The organism is Pseudomonas sp. HP_14 (assembly GCF_055283875.1).
This window is the reverse complement of sequence record NZ_JBTOQI010000003.1, coordinates 141,367-157,442: the sequence shown is the minus strand read 5'-3', so window position 1 is coordinate 157,442 and position 16,076 is coordinate 141,367. Positions and strand designations below refer to the sequence as shown.

Genomic DNA, 16,076 nt, shown 5'->3' with positions numbered 1-16,076 from the left:
ATTAGACGCCAGATAAAGGCTTTTCGCCATGAATCGTTAGTTGTAATGCAACAGGAAAGCAGATGGCTATATCTCGGGGCCGGAGCAATCAAGACGGAGCATCAAACGGCTGCGAACAAAAGTGAACTGGCGAGACAGGGTTTAACGCAATGGATCCTGTGATTCCATGGCTGGCCAGGGAGGCCGTGAATCAGAGGAGGAGAAACAGGCGGCGGGACCCGATGTATGGTCCCGCCTGCCCTGTTTGATCAGGCTTGACGCTGATGCTTGTCGATCTGCTCGTGGCGCTCTTGCGCTTCGATGCAATACTTGGTGGTCGGGCTGATCAACAGACGCTTGAGACCGATAGGCTCACCGCTGTCGTCACACCAGCCAAAGCTGTCGTCGGCAATGCGCGTCAACGCCATTTCCAACTGAGGGAGCATACGTTGATCACGATCGATCACATTCACCAGCCAGTGACGCTCTTCTTCAACTGAAGCGGCATCGGCGGGATCGGCAGGCGTATCCAGGCTCTCGATAGCAATGCGGCTCTGCTCGATACGCTCGTGGATTTCAACCTTCATACCCTGCAACAGCTCGACGAAGAAAGCATGCTGTTCGGCATTCATGTAGTCATCGGCCGGCATGGCCAGCAACTTTTCCTTTGTCATTGATTTCTCTATAAAAAAAACGTGCATTAAGGCGAATTAAGGAGCGGCTCTGCGTTGCCGTAAAAGCGCCATAGTCTCCAAGCGCCACCTGGCACTCAATTTACGAGGGGCGGCAGTCTAAGGCCGCCTTGGGCAGTCGGCAACTCATTTGCTAAACAAGCGCCAATTAGCCGACAAATAAACGTCAGCGGTCACCGCCCATCATTAATCCGGCACAGCAAAAAGGGCCCGGATTGGCCCTTTGGCAGCGATTCGACAGCGTCGTACCCAGCTCGTGCGAACGGCGGCCACCGGAATGGAGGCCACTGCCCAGAAGATTTCCGAATATAAGCGCCAACGCCCCCAAAGGTAAAGCCATTCGCCATTAAGCAGGCATCAAGCTGAGAACTATAGCACCACGACCTGCCCCTCAAGGGCACTTAGGCGTGCAGCGTCAAGTACCCTCGCCGAATCAATCGCATCATGCGGGTTGACCGGATTATCGCCGTCACCCGCCAAGGCGGCCTGCAACTGGCGGTAAAACTCCGGCCAGTACCCACGCTCAGTGGGCACCTGCTGACGCAGCTCCCCCTGTGCCAACCAACCCCAGCGGTGCTTTTCCTCCACGCCCCACTGCTCGCCTTCCGACCTCGGCGTCAGCCCCGCAAGCGCGGCGTCCTCCTGACAATCCAGCCCTTTAACCGTATAACAACCCTTGGAGCCACTGACCCGGAACCGAGGCCCCGCAGCGTTCTGCAGACAACTGCCCCACAGATGCGAAACGACGCCATTTTCATGCGTCAAAGAAACAAAAAACTGATGATCGAAAGGCTGATCCGGGGCTGAAAAACTCAACTCGGCATAGACCCTTGCCACCGGCCCGAACAGCACCAGAGCCTGATCCACCAGATGACTGCCCAGGTCACGCAACATGCCTCCACCCGCAGCCTTGCCCACAGATTTAGGCGAATAGCGTTCAACGCGGGACTCGAAGCGGGAAACCTCGCCCAACACCCCGTCGCCGATTAACTTTCGCACCGTCAGGAAATCCGAATCCCAACGCCGGTTCTGATAAACGCTGAGCATGACCCCCTTGCGCTCCGCAGCCTCGACCAGGGCACAAGCCTGTGCAGCATCGGCGGCGAAGGGCTTGTCGCTGACCACCGCCACGCCCAACTCGATAGCCTCCCGAATCAGCGCAGGCCTGGAAGCCATGGGCGTAGAAATCGCCACCGCGTCGACACCCGCGGCGACCATATCGGCCAACGTGTCAAAGGCCTGCGCGTCGGGGTGATCCTGAGCGAGCTCTTGTCGACGCTCGGGGGAACGAGTGACGACACCCACGAAGGTTGCATCCGGCAGACTGGCGATAAACGGTGCATGAAAGTAACGGCCGCCCTTGCCATAACCCACCAAACCGATACGCATAAGACTCTCCTTCCAATTCCAGTGTGACCACACTAAAGGAATGAACTCCATGGTCAACCCGGGAAAATACCTATACAAGAATAATTTTTCGTACAATTTTTTGTACAAATATACTGAATGCCATTTATGATGATGCCGACGCAAATGGATAAGCACGATGGCACCGCCCTCTCCTGACCACGGATAAGGATCACCTATAGATTGTCCTTACCGAGACCGCTTCCATGCTATTCAATGCTGCCAAGAAAGATTTGTTAGCCCTTCAGCAAATCGTTGACCGCCAGGCAAGCCTGCTCAAGGCAATAGATCGCTCAATGGCAGTGATTGAATTTGATACCCATGGCGTGGTGCTGAGCGCCAACCCCAACTTTCTGAAGGCCATGCGCTGCAGAGCCGAAGATGCCATCGGTAAAGAACACAAACGGTTCTGTACTCCCGCCTACGCCCGCAGCGCTGAATACCATCAGTTATGGTCGCGCCTGCGCGCCGGTGAGTATGTCTCGGGCACGTTCCTGCGCTTGACGGGTGACGACCAGCAAGTCTGGCTGGAGGCCAGCTACAACCCGATCAAGGACGAAGCGGGCAACGTGATCAAAGTCGTTAAATACGCAATGGATGTCACTGCCAAAGTCGAGGCGGACAGTGAAGCAAGAAGCAAACTTGCGGCTCTGGACCGAGCCATGGCAGTGATCGAATTCGACCTCAACGGTCAGATCCTGTGTGCCAACGACAACCTGACGCGACTGCTGGGTTACGCAGAGGCCGATCTCATCGGTAAAAACCACCGCATTCTGTGCCCGCCTGAGCTGATCAATAGCAGTGAATACCGCGATTTCTGGCAGCAATTGAACCGGGGGGAGTTTTTCAACGGACAATTCAAACGGATGGGCCGCCAAGGCAATGTCATTTGGCTGGAGGCCAGCTATAACCCGGTCTATGACGCCAATGGCAAGCTCTTCAAAGTGGTCAAGTTTGCTTCAGACATTACCTCACGCGTTGAACAGCATGAGCGTGACGCCAGCAGCGCGGCGCAGGCGTACCACATCTCGGTGGAGACACAGACAGTCGCTGAACAAGGCACTCAAGTCATTCATCAGGCTGCCAGCGAAATGCGCCAGATATCATCAAGCATAGAAGCCTCCTCGCACATCATTTCCCAACTGGGAGAGCGCTCCGAGCAGATCACGACCATCGTTAATACGATCCGCAGCATTGCCGAGCAAACCAATCTGCTGGCGCTCAACGCAGCCATTGAGGCCGCTCGTGCCGGCGATCAGGGGCGCGGCTTCGCCGTGGTGGCAGATGAGGTCCGGCAACTTGCAGGACGCACCAGCCGCTCCACCACCGAGATTTCAGAAATGATCGGCATGATTCAAAGCGAAACCCGGCAGGCTATTACCAGCATGGACCACACCCGCAACAACGCGATCAAAGGTGTCGATCTGGCGAATCAGGCCGGCACGGTAATCGTCAAGATCAGTGAAGGCACCAGCAATGCGGTGGATGCGGTGAGGGCTTTTGCGCAGGATCCCAAGCGTTGATATCCCACTCCTCACAGTTAATAAGCGACAGCCCATATTTGATGCGCGTGAGCGCTGCATCAGGTAGCAAAGGCGATCTCATATAGAAATGCACCGTCGACAGGCAAATAAAAAAGGCCGCTCAATGAGCGGCCTTTTATTAGCACACGATCAAACCATCAGAAGCGTTCGATCTTGGCCTTGCTCTCCAGCTGTGCACGGTACGCAGCAAAGTCCTGCTGACCGGCACGAGAGGCCAGGAAGCGACGGTACTGGGATTTCTCCGCATCCGTCGCCGGAGTGGCCTCGTTGACGCCGTTGAGGCGCACAATCACGAAACTGCCATCTGCCAGCGAAAGGCTGGTGAACTCCGGCTTGTCCTTGCCTTGGGGCTTGGGCATGCGGAACAACGCTTGCAGCACGGTAGGATCAACCCCTTCCTGACCACGAGTGACTGCTTCCATCACTTTCCAGCTGTGACCATCCTGCTTGGCAGCCACAGGAGTCTTGCCGTCGCGCAGGCCAGCCAGAAGCGCTTCGCCTTTGGCCTTGACTGCTTCAGCGGCATGATCCCGGACCAGCTTGGCGCGGATCGCAGTTGCAACAGCTTCAAGAGGCAGTTGCTCTGGCATGCGATGCTCTTTGGAGCGAACCACCAGCACGGTTTCAGGATCCAGCTCCAGCGCGTTGCTGTTAGAGCCCTCTTCAAGCACCTCAGGACTGAAAGCCGCCTGAATCACTGCACGGTTGGCAGTCAGACCTTCACCGCCTTCACGACCAAATGGCGCAGTCGTCTGCACTTTCAGACCCAGATCCTGCGCTGGCTGAGCCAGATCGGAGGCTTCGAACGCCGAATCCTCGAGCTGCTTGGTAGCCTCGACGAAACGCTGCTCGACCTGCTGAGATTTCAGATCGTTGGTCAGCTTGCCCTTGAGACTGGCGAAGCTCGGCACCGAAGGAGCTTCAACACCCAGCAGCTTGATCAAATGCCAACCGAAATCACTGCGAACCGGTGCCGACACCTGGTCTTTGTTCAACGCATACAGCGCGTCTTCAAAAGCCGGGTCGTAGACGCCCTTGCCGGCATAACCCAGATCACCACCTTTGGATGCCGAACCCGGGTCCTGCGAGAACTCCTTGGCCAGCGCGGCGAAGTCCTCGCCTTTGGCCAGACGTTGTTGAATTTCTTCAATCTTCGCCTTGGCCTGCTCGTCGGTCATCTTGTCGTTCACATCAATAAGGATGTGCGCGCCACGACGCTGCTCGGCGAGATTGGCAATTTCTTTCTGATAAGCCGCCTGCAAATCTTCGTCCTTGACCTGCACCTTGTCGAAGAAGTCAGACTTCTTCAGCTCGATGTAATCAAGTACCACTTGCTCTGGGCTCATGAACTCTTTGGCGTGCTCGTCGTAGTGCGCCTTGACTTCGTCGTCAGTCACTTTGACAGCCGAGGTATCAGCAGTCAGCGTGATCGAAGCAAAATCACGGGTCTGTTTTTCAAGACGGGCGAATGCGTCAACCTGAGCATCGGTCACAAATGCACTACCGGCAACACCGGCACGCACCTGACCAATCAGCATTTCCTGGGCCAGCATCTGGCGGAACTGCAACCGGGTGAAGCCCAGCTGACGAATGACCTGGTCAAAACGGTCAGCGTTGAACTTGCCGTCGACCTGAAATTCAGGCGTCTGCAAAATCTGTTGATCCAGCGCAGCTTCCGAAAAAGAGAACTTCGCCTTGTCGGCACCTTGAAGCAACAGCTTGCGATCAACCAGACCTTTCAATGCCGAGTCATGAAGCATTTTATCGTCCAGCAGAGCAGGATCGAAATCCTTGCCCAATTGCTGTATCAACTGGCGACGTTGCATATCGATCGCCTGACTCAACTCAGTCTTGGTGATCTCGTCACCATTGACCTTTGCAGCGTCCTGAGCAGTGCTGGTTGCGGTAAAAATCGCATCGAATCCGGTCAACGCCATCAATGCGATGATGATTCCGATGATGGTCTTGGCAATCCAGCCTTGTGAATTGTCCCTGATGTTCTGCAGCATGCGTCCCCCAAAACGGTTGTACTGACTAACCAACCGCGGAGCGTGGGTAGAAAGCGGATAGAAGAAAGGCGCATCCGAGGATGCGCCTTCTCGTAACTGGCGAAGCGGACGGGGCTGAAACCCACGACCCGGGTGTGTCAGGCCGGATTCAGACCAGCCGCACTACCGCTTCGCTGCCGATACAGAGTGAATCCTGATCGGTTGGGCAAAGGCTTTGAGAACTTAGTTGACAGCTTCTTTCAGTGCTTTACCGGCTTTGAAACCTGGTTTTTTAGCAGCAGCGATTTCAAGCGTCTTACCCGTCTGAGGGTTACGACCGATACGTGCTGGACGATCAGTAACGGAGAAAGTGCCGAAACCAACCAGTACAACGGAGTCGCCAGCCTTCAGAGCGCCAGTGACGGATTCGATTACTGCGTCCAGCGCACGGCCAGCAGCAGCTTTCGGGATATCAGCGGATGCGGCGATAGCATCAATCAGTTCCGACTTGTTCACTCTAAGTCCCCTTATCTCTATTGAGTATGTTTCTAAGTTTTTTTGGTGTAGCAAAAACGAGCGCTGAATGGCCTACAGACGCTTAGAAGAGCCGCTTTATAACAAGGGCTCTAAAAAGCTGTCAAGAAAGGCCGCCCAGACTAATGCGTGCTAATTCTTTCCTTAGAGTCAGACTCGCGCTTTTCATCCTTCGCGACCATCTCCGGAGCCACATCCGGCAAGGGCTCCGGCGCGTATTGCAGCGCAATTTGCAGGACTTCGTCAATCCATTTAACCGGCTTGATTTGCAGGTCCTGCTTGATGTTGTCCGGAATCTCTTTCAGATCACGCACATTTTCCTCTGGAATGATCACCGTTTTGATCCCGCCACGGTGCGCAGCCAGCAGTTTTTCCTTGAGACCACCAATGGCCAGAACCTGCCCACGAAGGGTAATTTCACCGGTCATTGCCACATCAGCACGGACCGGAATCTGTGTCAGGGCTGAAACAAGGGCCGTGCACATACCTACGCCCGCGCTAGGGCCATCTTTAGGGGTGGCCCCTTCGGGCATGTGGATGTGCGTGTCACGCTTCTCGTGGAAGTCCAGAGGGATTCCCAGACTTTTCGCACGACTGCGTACAACCGTCAGCGCAGCGGTGATGGATTCGACCATCACATCGCCCAGCGAACCGGTTTTGATCAACTGCCCTTTACCTGGCACGACCGCCGCTTCGATAGTGAGCAACTCACCACCTACCTGGGTCCACGCCAGACCGGTCACCTGACCAATTTGATCCTGCTGTTCAGCCAGGCCGTAGCGGAATTTGCGCACACCCAGGAAATGCTCAAGCATGTCGGCAGTGACGCGGACTGCAAAACGCTTCTCCTGCGCGTGCTCTTTGACCGCCTTGCGGCAAACCTTGGCGATCTGTCGCTCAAGGCTACGCACGCCCGCTTCACGGGTGTAGTAACGCACGATGTCGCGAATCGCTTCCTCGTCGAACTCCACTTCGCCTTTCTTCAAGCCGTTGGCCTGCAGCTGTTTTGGCGAGAGATATTTAACGGCGATGTTGATTTTTTCGTCTTCGGTGTAACCAGGCAGGCGAATGACTTCCATACGGTCCAGCAACGCCGCAGGGATGTTCATCGAGTTGGCGGTACACAGGAACATTACGTCAGAAAGGTCGTAATCGACTTCCAGGTAATGGTCGTTGAAGTTGTGGTTTTGCTCCGGATCCAGCACTTCAAGCAATGCCGACGCCGGATCGCCACGCATATCACTGCCCATCTTGTCGATTTCATCGAGCAAGAACAGCGGATTGCGGACACCCACCTTTGTCATCTTTTGAATCAATCTTCCTGGCATCGAGCCGATGTAAGTCCGGCGGTGACCACGAATTTCAGCTTCATCACGCACACCACCCAAGGCCATGCGGACAAATTTACGGTTCGTCGCGCTGGCGATCGACTCGGCAAGGGAGGTTTTACCCACGCCAGGCGGTCCAACAAGGCAAAGAACCGGGCCGCGAATTTTCTTCACGCGCTTTTGCACGGCGAGATATTCGAGAATGCGTTCTTTAACTTCATCCAGGCCATAGTGGTCGGCATCAAGAATGTCTTCAGCGCGAGCCAGATCCAGACGAACCTTGCTCTGCGCTTTCCATGGCACCTGAACCAGCCAGTCGATGTAGGAACGAACGACGGTCGCTTCAGCAGACATCGGCGACATCTGTTTCAGCTTGTTCAGCTCAGCGGTGGCCTTGGCCAGAGCGTCTTTAGGCAGACCAGCAGCATCGATGCGCTTTTTCAGCTCTTCGATTTCGTTGTGGCCTTCTTCGCTGTCGCCGAGTTCTTTCTGAATAGCCTTCATCTGCTCATTCAGGTAGTACTCGCGCTGACTGCGCTCCATCTGCTTTTTGACGCGACCGCGAATACGCTTCTCAACCTGCAACAGGTCGATTTCTGCATCCAGCAATGCGAGCACATGCTCAACACGGGCAGGCAGATCGATAATTTCGAGGATTTCCTGCTTTTGCTCGATTTTCAGCGCCATGTGCGCGGCCATGGTGTCGACCAGACGACCAGGCTCATCAATGCTGTTGAGAGAAGACAGGACTTCAGCAGGGACTTTCTTGCCCAGCTGGACGTATTGCTCGAACTGAGCCAGAAGGCTGCGAACGAACACTTCAGACTCACGATCAGGCGCATCGACCTCATCGATCAGGGTAACTTCGGCCCGGCAATGGCCATCAACTTCGATAAAGCGATCAACCGAACCGCGCTGCTCGCCCTCGACCAGCACTTTAACGGTGCCATCAGGCAGCTTGAGCAATTGCAATACGGTTGCAATGGTGCCGACGTTATAAAGAGCCTCTTCACCAGGATCATCGTCAGCAGGATTTCTTTGTGCAAGCAGCAGGATCTGCTTGTCGCCTGTCATCGCAGCTTCAAGGGCCTCGATAGACTTCTCGCGCCCCACGAACAGCGGGATAACCATGTGCGGATAAACCACAACATCGCGCAATGGCAAGAGAGGCAATTCAATGGTCGTTTTCATGATTTCGCCTCTACGGCGGCCATGTGGCCGTGGACTGGAATGAGCTTGAGTCCAAGATGGGGGTAGACACCTGAAAAAACAAGCCTTGAAGCAGGAAATGCAAAAGGGGCCCGAAGGCCCCTCTCTATTTGTGCAGCATTTTATTCATGCAGCAGTATTACTCACGCGTCAGGTGCTGCCTTGGCAGGCGGCTCGCTGTTTTCGTAAATCAACAGCGGCTTGGACGTGCCTTCGATTACGCTTTCGTCGATCACCACCTTGCTCACCTCGGTCTGCGAGGGGATTTCGTACATGGTGTCGAGCAGGACGCCCTCGAGAATGGAACGCAACCCACGAGCACCAGTCTTGCGCTCCAGCGCGCGACGAGCGACAGACTTCAGTGCGTCGGTACGGAACTCGAGGTCCACACCTTCCATTTCAAACAGCTTGGCGTACTGCTTGGTCAGCGCATTCTTGGGCTCGGTGAGAATCTGCATCAATGCAGCCTCATCCAGCTCGTCCAGCGTTGCCAGAACCGGCAGACGGCCTACGAATTCCGGGATCAAACCGAACTTGACCAGATCGTCAGGCTCGACTTCACGCAGAGATTCGCCAACCTTCTTGCCTTCTTCCTTGCTGCGTACTTCTGCGTTGAAACCAATGCCGCCTTTGGTGGAACGGTTTTGAATAACCTTTTCCAGGCCAGAGAACGCACCGCCGCAGATGAACAGGATGTTGCGCGTGTCAACCTGAAGGAATTCCTGCTGCGGATGCTTACGACCACCTTGAGGCGGAACGGAAGCGACCGTGCCTTCGATCAACTTGAGCAGAGCCTGCTGTACGCCCTCACCGGAAACGTCCCGAGTGATGGAAGGGTTATCAGACTTGCGCGAGATCTTGTCGATCTCATCGATATAGACGATGCCCATCTGGGCTTTTTCTACATCGTAATCGCACTTCTGCAGCAATTTCTGAATGATGTTCTCGACATCCTCACCCACGTAACCCGCCTCTGTGAGGGTGGTTGCGTCAGCAATGGTGAACGGAACGTTCAGCAAGCGAGCCAGTGTCTCGGCAAGCAGGGTTTTACCCGAGCCTGTCGGACCGATCAGCAAGATGTTGCTCTTGCCGAGCTCGACGTCGTCATTCTTTTTGTCACGCTGGTTCAGGCGCTTGTAGTGGTTGTACACCGCTACGGCCAAAACCTTTTTGGCACGCTCCTGACCAATAACGTACTGGTCAAGGATGCCGCTGATTTCTTTAGGCGAAGGCAATTTATGCGCGCTGCTTTCGGCCTGAGCTTCTTGCACCTCCTCACGGATGATGTCGTTGCACAGGTCGACGCACTCGTCGCAGATAAAGACCGAGGGACCGGCAATCAATTTGCGTACTTCATGCTGGCTTTTGCCACAGAAGGAGCAATAGAGCAGCTTGCCGTTGTCCTCGCCGTTGCGGGTGTCAGTCATTCGTTCGATCCAAATCCGATAGGCTTGCAACACAAGATGAAGGCTATTGCGGGCTTTTTCAAGCCCGCAGCTGATTAGAGCAACCAACCAACCCTATTTTGAGCTGCTTATTTAAGCGGGACGCTGACTGATGACTTCGTCGATCAAGCCGTACTCACGAGCAGCTTCTGCACTCATGAAGTTATCGCGATTGGTATCACGCTCGATCTCTTCCAGAGTGTGCCCGCTGTGCTTGGCCATCAGCGTGTTGAGACGCTCACGAATAAAGAGGATTTCCTTGGCGTGGATTTCGATATCCGAAGCCTGACCCTGGAAACCACCCAATGGCTGGTGAATCATCACGCGGGAGTTCGGCAGGCAGAAACGCTTGCCAGGAGCACCCGCGGTCAACAGGAATGCGCCCATGCTGCACGCCTGACCGATACAGGTAGTCGACACATTAGGCTTGATGAACTGCATGGTGTCGTAGATCGACATACCAGCCGTCACCGAACCGCCCGGTGAGTTGATGTAAAGATGGATATCCTTGTCCGGGTTTTCCGCTTCAAGGAACAGCAGTTGCGCGCAAATCAGGTTGGCCATGTAGTCTTCTACCGGACCAACCAGAAAGATCACTCGCTCCTTGAGAAGGCGCGAATAGATGTCATAGGCGCGTTCGCCACGGGCGGACTGCTCGATAACCATCGGGACCAGACCGCCTGCGGCCTGGATGTCAGAGTGCTGCTGAATATAAGAATTGCGGGACATGTCTCGCATTCACTCCCAAATAGTCATTTCTTGAATACGCACAAGCCAGCGCGAAGGCTGGCTTGTAGGTGTTTTCGAACGAGAAAACAAATCAGTCGGCTTGTGGAGCTTCCACCGGCTTGACAGCTTCTTCGTAGGAGACCGACTTCTCGGTCACGCTAGCTTTCTGCAAAACAGTATCCACAACTTGCTCTTCAAGCACAACCGAACGAACTTCGTTCATTTGCTGGTCGTTCTTGTAGTACCAGGCCACGACCTGCTCTGGCTCTTGATAAGCAGAAGCCATTTCCTGAATCAGCTCGCGAACGCGGGTGTCATCAGGCTTGAGGTCGAATTGCTTGACCACTTCAGCAACGATCAGACCCAGCTCAACGCGACGCTTGGCTTGCTCTTCGAACAGCTCGGCTGGCAGTTGATCAGGCTTGATGTTGCCACCGAACTGCTGAACAGCCTGAACGCGCAGACGGTTCACTTCGTTTTCCAGTAGCGCTTTAGGCACTTCGATCGGGTTGGCGGCCAGCAAGCCGTCCATTACCTGATTCTTGACCTTGGACTTGATGGCCTGACGCAGCTCGCGCTCCATGTTCTTGCGAACTTCGGTGCGGAAGCCTTCGATACCGGTTTCCTTGATACCGAACTGTTTGAAGAACTCTTCGTTCAGCTCAGGCAGCTTAGGCTCGGAAACAGTGTTGACGGTTACGGTGAACTCGGCAGTTTTACCAGCCAGCTCAAGGTTCTGATAGTCTTCCGGGAAAGTCAGGTTCAGAACGCGCTCTTCGCCAGCTTTGGCGCCAACCAGACCGTCTTCGAAGCCAGGGATCATACGACCCGAACCCAGTACCAACTGAGTGCCAGTGGCGGAACCGCCAGCGAATGCTTCGCCGTCAACCTTGCCAACGAAATCGATGTTCAGTTGGTCTTCGTTCTGGGCGGCACGCTCAGCCACTTCGAAACGAACGTTCTGCTTGCGCAGAATTTCCAGCATGTTGTCCAGATCGGCATCAGCCACGTCTGCAGACAGACGCTCAACGGCGATGGACTCGAAACCGGCAACGGTAAACTCAGGGAATACTTCGAAAGTAGCGATGTATTCCAGATCCTTGCCTTTTTCAAAGGTCTTTGGCTCTACAGCAGGTGCGCCAGCCGGGTTCAGCTTTTGCTCAACCACAGCTTCGTAGAAAGTAGCCTGGATCAAATCACCCAGCGCTTCCTGACGCGCGCCGTCTTCATAACGCTGACGGATCACGCTCATAGGCACTTTGCCTGGACGGAAGCCAGGGATCTTGGCTTTACGTGCGGTCTGCTGCAGACGCTTGTTGACTTCAGTCTCGATGCGTTCGGCAGGCACGCCAATGGTCATGCGGCGCTCAAGAGCGGAAGTATTTTCAACAGAAACTTGCATGGATATTCCTCGTTGCACAGACGTTAGCCGGCGTTTCCGACCCCAGAATCAAGGGCATGCATTCTAGTGGGTCAAACTCAAGAAGTCACCCTACTGAAACAGGGCGCATATAAAGGAAGGAATCAGACGATCAGCGACTGGCAACCGCAGCTACTCCCAACTGACCGAAACGCGTCTGGCACGGCCTTGTACAGGGCATCACGCACCCGGCCTCAGCGTCGATTCCATTCCGCGAAGCACACCCCGCACGACCGACGGCAGCCAGGCTGGCCGATCAGCGAGACGAAAAACAATAATCCTGAAACAAAAAAAGCCGCACTAGGCGGCTTTTCTATAACGTCATGACCGCATAGCAGCTATGACGCGTTTTAATCTTGGTGCGGACGGAGAGACTCGAACTCTCACACCTTGCGGCGCTGGAACCTAAATCCAGTGTGTCTACCAATTCCACCACATCCGCGTACAAGCTTTTAAAGCAAAGGCGCCAGATTATAAGTCTGGCGCCTTCCTGAATATGGGGTGGACGAAGGGGATCGAACCCTCGACAACGGGAGTCACAATCCCGTGCTCTACCAACTGAGCTACGCCCACCATATTGCGCTGTAACCGTGACATCTTACTTGCACTTGCCAAAGCAGCCTTAATGGCGCACCCGGCAGGACTCGAACCTGCGACCATCCGCTTAGAAGGCGGATGCTCTATCCAGCTGAGCTACGGGCACTTATATAATCTGTACTCTTTAACGATTACAAATTAAAAGGCTTTTTAATCACACCGAGCCAAGTAACAGCTCTGCCTGATTTAACACCGAACCTCATCTAACATCGACTTGGTTATCAGCGCTAGCTTAACCAGTGCTGGGTTGTACCCGGCAAGTGCGACGAATCTTATAGACGAGCTTAAAGGTCGTCAACTCTTTTTTAGAAAAAAATTCAGTTAGATAAAGGAGTTAGGAGAATATGCAGACCAAGCGCCTTTGCCCACGCGCCACGACATGCGAGAATGCGCGCTCTTTTCCGATCCCTCTCGATGGTTAATCACGCGTAATGACTGCAAAACTAATCGACGGCAAAGCGATCGCAGCCAGCCTGCGCCAGCAGATCGCCAAACGGGTCGCCGAACGTCGCGAGCAAGGCCTGCGTACACCCGGCCTCGCAGTGATTCTGGTGGGCAGCGATCCCGCCTCTCAGGTCTATGTCTCGCACAAGCGTAAAGACTGTGAAGAAGTCGGCTTCGTCTCCCAGGCTTATGACCTGCCTGCGCAGACGTCCCAGGCAGAGCTCACCGAACTGATCGATCGTCTGAATGACGATGCGAATATCGACGGCGTGCTGCTGCAATTGCCACTGCCTGAACACCTCGATGCCTCGCTGCTGCTGGAGCGCATCCGCCCTGATAAAGACGTGGATGGTTTCCATCCTTATAACGTCGGCCGCCTGGCCCAGCGGATTCCCTTGCTGCGTCCCTGCACCCCTAAAGGCATCATGACCCTGCTGGAAAGCACCGGCGTCGATCTTTATGGGCTGGACGCCGTGGTTGTGGGCGCCTCCAACATCGTTGGCCGGCCTATGGCCATGGAACTGCTGCTGGCAGGCTGCACCGTGACTGTCACCCACCGCTTCACCAAGGATCTGGCGGGCCACGTTGGCCGTGCCGATCTGGTGGTAGTTGCCGCTGGCAAACCAGGCCTGGTCAAGGGTGAGTGGATCAAGGAAGGCGCGATCGTCATCGACGTTGGCATCAACCGTCAGGACGACGGCAAGCTGGTCGGCGATGTGGTGTACGAAACCGCCCTGCCCCGCGCTGGCTGGATCACGCCAGTACCGGGTGGCGTAGGCCCGATGACTCGCGCCTGCTTGCTTGAAAACACCCTGTACGCAGCAGAGACCCTGCACGGCTGATCGCCGCGGCACAGAGGTAAATGAAAACGGCACCCCGAGGGGTGCCGTTTTTCATTGCATAAAGGCCTTACTTCTTGGCCGCTTCCCAGCTCTTCAGCAAATCAGAGTAAGCGATTGTTTCGCCCTTCGGTTTTTCATTGGCCAGCTTGCGTTGTGGGGCCAGGAACTTGCCACCACTTTGCTCGGCTTTGGTGTACCACTCTTCCGCCGAGGTTTCCGGATTCATTTTAGGCGCGCACTTGCTGGCCTCCTGGACCTTGGAGCGCTCGATCCGCGTCATGATCGCATCCTGATCCTTGGCCAGACCGTCCAGTGCCTGCTGTGCGGTTTTTTCCCCGGTTACAGCCTCGGCGACGTGACTCCACCACAACTGAGCAAGTTTCGGGTAATCCGGCACGTTGGTCCCGGTAGGCGACCATTGCACACGGGCCGGGCTGCGGTAGAACTCTACGAGACCACCGAGTTTAGGTGCCAGTGCGGTCATTTCCTTGGAGTTGATGTCCGACTCACGAATCGGCGTCAGGCCCACGATGGTTTTTTTCAGGGAAACGCTTTTCGAGGTCACGAACTGCGCGTAGAGCCAGGCAGCCAGACGTTTTTTCTCGTCGGACGATTTGAGGAAGGTCCAGGAACCCACGTCCTGATAACCCAGCTTCATGCCTTCTTTCCAGTACGGGCCTTTTGGTGACGGCGCCATACGCCATTTTGGCGTGCCATCGGCGTTCATGACCGGCAGACCCGCTTTGGTCATGTCAGCGGTGAAAGCGGTGTACCAGAAAATCTGCTGAGCAACGTTACCTTGCGAAGGCACCGGCCCGGACTCGGAGAACGTCATGCCCGCCGCTTCAGGCGGCGCGTAGGCCTTGAGCCAGTCGATATATTTCTGGGTAGCAAACACCGCCGCCGGCCCGTTGGTGTCGCCGCCGCGAGTAATGCTGGAACCGACCGGGTGGCAGTCTTCTACGCGAATACCCCACTCATCCACCGGCAGACCGTTTGGCAAGCCCTTGTCGCCGCTGCCCGCCATGGAGAACCAGGCATCGGTGAAGCGCCAGCCCAGGGACGGATCTTTTTTGCCGTAGTCCATGTGGCCGTAGACTTTCTTGCCGTCGATTTCTTTCACGTCTTCGCTGAAGAACTTGGCGATGTCTTCATAAGCCGACCAGTTCACCGGGACGCCCAGCTCGTAGCCGTACTTGGCCTTGAACTTCTCTTTCAGGTCTGCGCGATCAAACCAGTCCGCGCGAAACCAGTACAGGTTGGCGAACTGTTGATCGGGCAGTTGATACAGCTTGCCGTCCGGGGCGGTGGTGAACGAGGTGCCGATGAAGTCTTTCAGATCCAGCGTCGGAGACGTCACCTTGCTGCCTTCGGGACTGGCCATCAGATCGGTCAGGGACATCGCTTTGCCGTAACGGAAATGGGTACCGATCAGGTCGGAGTCATTCACCCAGCCGTCATAAATGCTTTTGTCCGACTGCATGGCGGTCTGCAGCTTTTCAATCACGTCGCCTTCCTGCAGCAAGTCATGAGTGATCTTTATGCCGGTAATTTCGGTGAAAGCCTTGGCCAGGGTTTTCGATTCGTACTCGTGGGTGGTCAAGGTTTCGGAAACCACCTTGATGTCCATGCCGCGGAACGGCTCGGCAGCCTTGATGAACCACTCCAGCTCTTTCAACTGCTCGGCATCGGACAGCGTGCTCGGCTTGAACTCACTGGCTGCCCACTTCTTGGCCGCATCCTGGTACTGATCCGCCCATGCCGAAACGCTCAATCCGCTGAGCATCACCATTGTCGCCAGCGTCACGCTATGTCGTAGCTTGTTTTTCTTATTGAACATAGACACCTCCAGTGTTGTTTCTTATGTAGTCCCGCTTCGAATACTGCCTACCGGATCAGCCTGGTATTTGCGCCCATC

General features: G+C 55.2%; 11 protein-coding genes, 3 tRNA genes and 1 pseudogene. 3 read left to right on the top strand and 12 right to left on the bottom strand.

The features are described from left to right. Positions 1 to 248: 248 nt before the first annotated feature. Positions 249 to 653 carry a TraR/DksA family transcriptional regulator gene (locus tag ACYASS_RS03880; RefSeq protein ID WP_122666351.1) on the bottom strand — a complete coding sequence of 135 codons (405 nt, stop codon included), beginning with the start codon at positions 651 to 653 and terminating at the stop codon, positions 249 to 251. Positions 654 to 1,040: 387 nt separating this feature from the next. Then, the gene (locus tag ACYASS_RS03875; protein ID WP_463585156.1) at positions 1,041 to 2,060 is read right to left on the bottom strand and encodes a Gfo/Idh/MocA family protein; all 1,020 of its coding nucleotides are present in this window, start codon (positions 2,058 to 2,060) and stop codon (positions 1,041 to 1,043) included. Between the two features lie 224 nt (positions 2,061 to 2,284). On the opposite strand from ACYASS_RS03875, the pseudogene ACYASS_RS03870 reads away from it, so the two are divergent. Together ACYASS_RS03870 and ACYASS_RS03865 are read left to right on the top strand one after the other, a co-directional pair. Continuing rightward, positions 2,285 to 3,058 (top strand): annotated as a pseudogene (locus ACYASS_RS03870) (PAS domain-containing protein); the annotation flags it as partial. A gap of 51 nt (positions 3,059 to 3,109) precedes the next feature. Continuing rightward, positions 3,110 to 3,601, top strand: coding sequence for a methyl-accepting chemotaxis protein (locus ACYASS_RS03865; protein WP_463585199.1), 492 nt, complete (start codon positions 3,110 to 3,112; stop codon positions 3,599 to 3,601). A gap of 158 nt (positions 3,602 to 3,759) precedes the next feature. On the opposite strand, the gene ACYASS_RS03860 is transcribed toward ACYASS_RS03865, so the two are convergent. From ACYASS_RS03860 to ACYASS_RS03820, 9 genes are all read right to left on the bottom strand, one after another. Then, complete coding sequence (locus ACYASS_RS03860; protein ID WP_463585155.1) at positions 3,760 to 5,631, bottom strand: SurA N-terminal domain-containing protein; 1,872 nt, start codon at positions 5,629 to 5,631, stop codon at positions 3,760 to 3,762. A gap of 222 nt (positions 5,632 to 5,853) precedes the next feature. Beyond that, positions 5,854 to 6,126, bottom strand: a complete 273-nt coding sequence (locus tag ACYASS_RS03855) for an HU family DNA-binding protein (RefSeq protein WP_002552737.1) — start codon at positions 6,124 to 6,126, stop codon at positions 5,854 to 5,856. Between the two features lie 140 nt (positions 6,127 to 6,266). Beyond that, positions 6,267 to 8,663, bottom strand: a complete 2,397-nt coding sequence (gene lon / locus ACYASS_RS03850; protein WP_087266288.1) for an endopeptidase La — start codon at positions 8,661 to 8,663, stop codon at positions 6,267 to 6,269. Positions 8,664 to 8,824: 161 nt separating this feature from the next. Beyond that, positions 8,825 to 10,108 (bottom strand): ATP-dependent Clp protease ATP-binding subunit ClpX, encoded by a 1,284-nt coding sequence (clpX, locus tag ACYASS_RS03845; RefSeq protein WP_243245835.1) that lies wholly within the window; start codon positions 10,106 to 10,108, stop codon positions 8,825 to 8,827. Between the two features lie 111 nt (positions 10,109 to 10,219). Then, positions 10,220 to 10,855 carry an ATP-dependent Clp endopeptidase proteolytic subunit ClpP gene (gene clpP, locus ACYASS_RS03840; protein WP_027897813.1) on the bottom strand — a complete coding sequence of 212 codons (636 nt, stop codon included), beginning with the start codon at positions 10,853 to 10,855 and terminating at the stop codon, positions 10,220 to 10,222. A 91-nt stretch (positions 10,856 to 10,946) separates the two neighbouring features. Beyond that, positions 10,947 to 12,257, bottom strand: a complete 1,311-nt coding sequence (gene tig / locus ACYASS_RS03835) for a trigger factor (RefSeq protein ID WP_463585154.1) — start codon at positions 12,255 to 12,257, stop codon at positions 10,947 to 10,949. Between the two features lie 375 nt (positions 12,258 to 12,632). Then, positions 12,633 to 12,717: transfer RNA gene (locus ACYASS_RS03830), tRNA-Leu, on the bottom strand. Positions 12,718 to 12,772: 55 nt separating this feature from the next. Continuing rightward, a tRNA-His gene (locus ACYASS_RS03825) sits at positions 12,773 to 12,848 on the bottom strand. Between the two features lie 53 nt (positions 12,849 to 12,901). Beyond that, positions 12,902 to 12,978, bottom strand: a tRNA-Arg gene (locus tag ACYASS_RS03820). A gap of 325 nt (positions 12,979 to 13,303) precedes the next feature. Here ACYASS_RS03820 and folD point away from each other — a divergent pair. After that, the gene (folD, locus tag ACYASS_RS03815; protein WP_463585153.1) at positions 13,304 to 14,158 is read left to right on the top strand and encodes a bifunctional methylenetetrahydrofolate dehydrogenase/methenyltetrahydrofolate cyclohydrolase FolD; all 855 of its coding nucleotides are present in this window, start codon (positions 13,304 to 13,306) and stop codon (positions 14,156 to 14,158) included. A gap of 67 nt (positions 14,159 to 14,225) precedes the next feature. On the opposite strand, the gene ACYASS_RS03810 is transcribed toward folD, so the two are convergent. Further along, positions 14,226 to 15,998 (bottom strand): ABC transporter substrate-binding protein, encoded by a 1,773-nt coding sequence (locus ACYASS_RS03810; RefSeq protein ID WP_463585152.1) that lies wholly within the window; start codon positions 15,996 to 15,998, stop codon positions 14,226 to 14,228. Positions 15,999 to 16,076: the final 78 nt, after the last annotated feature.

Excerpts from the sequence above, each read along its gene's own strand:
- ACYASS_RS03880 (WP_122666351.1), bottom strand. The coding sequence starts at position 653 with ATGACAAAGGAAAAGTTGCTGGCCATGCCGGCCGATGACTACATGAAT.
- ACYASS_RS03875 (WP_463585156.1), bottom strand. The coding sequence starts at position 2,060 with ATGCGTATCGGTTTGGTGGGTTATGGCAAGGGCGGCCGTTACTTTCAT.
- ACYASS_RS03860 (WP_463585155.1), bottom strand. The coding sequence starts at position 5,631 with ATGCTGCAGAACATCAGGGACAATTCACAAGGCTGGATTGCCAAGACC.
- lon (WP_087266288.1), bottom strand. The coding sequence starts at position 8,663 with ATGAAAACGACCATTGAATTGCCTCTCTTGCCATTGCGCGATGTTGTG.
- clpX (WP_243245835.1), bottom strand. The coding sequence starts at position 10,108 with ATGACTGACACCCGCAACGGCGAGGACAACGGCAAGCTGCTCTATTGC.
- clpP (WP_027897813.1), bottom strand. The coding sequence starts at position 10,855 with ATGTCCCGCAATTCTTATATTCAGCAGCACTCTGACATCCAGGCCGCA.
- tig (WP_463585154.1), bottom strand. The coding sequence starts at position 12,257 with ATGCAAGTTTCTGTTGAAAATACTTCCGCTCTTGAGCGCCGCATGACC.
- folD (WP_463585153.1), top strand. The coding sequence starts at position 13,304 with ATGACTGCAAAACTAATCGACGGCAAAGCGATCGCAGCCAGCCTGCGC.
- ACYASS_RS03810 (WP_463585152.1), bottom strand. The coding sequence starts at position 15,998 with ATGTTCAATAAGAAAAACAAGCTACGACATAGCGTGACGCTGGCGACA.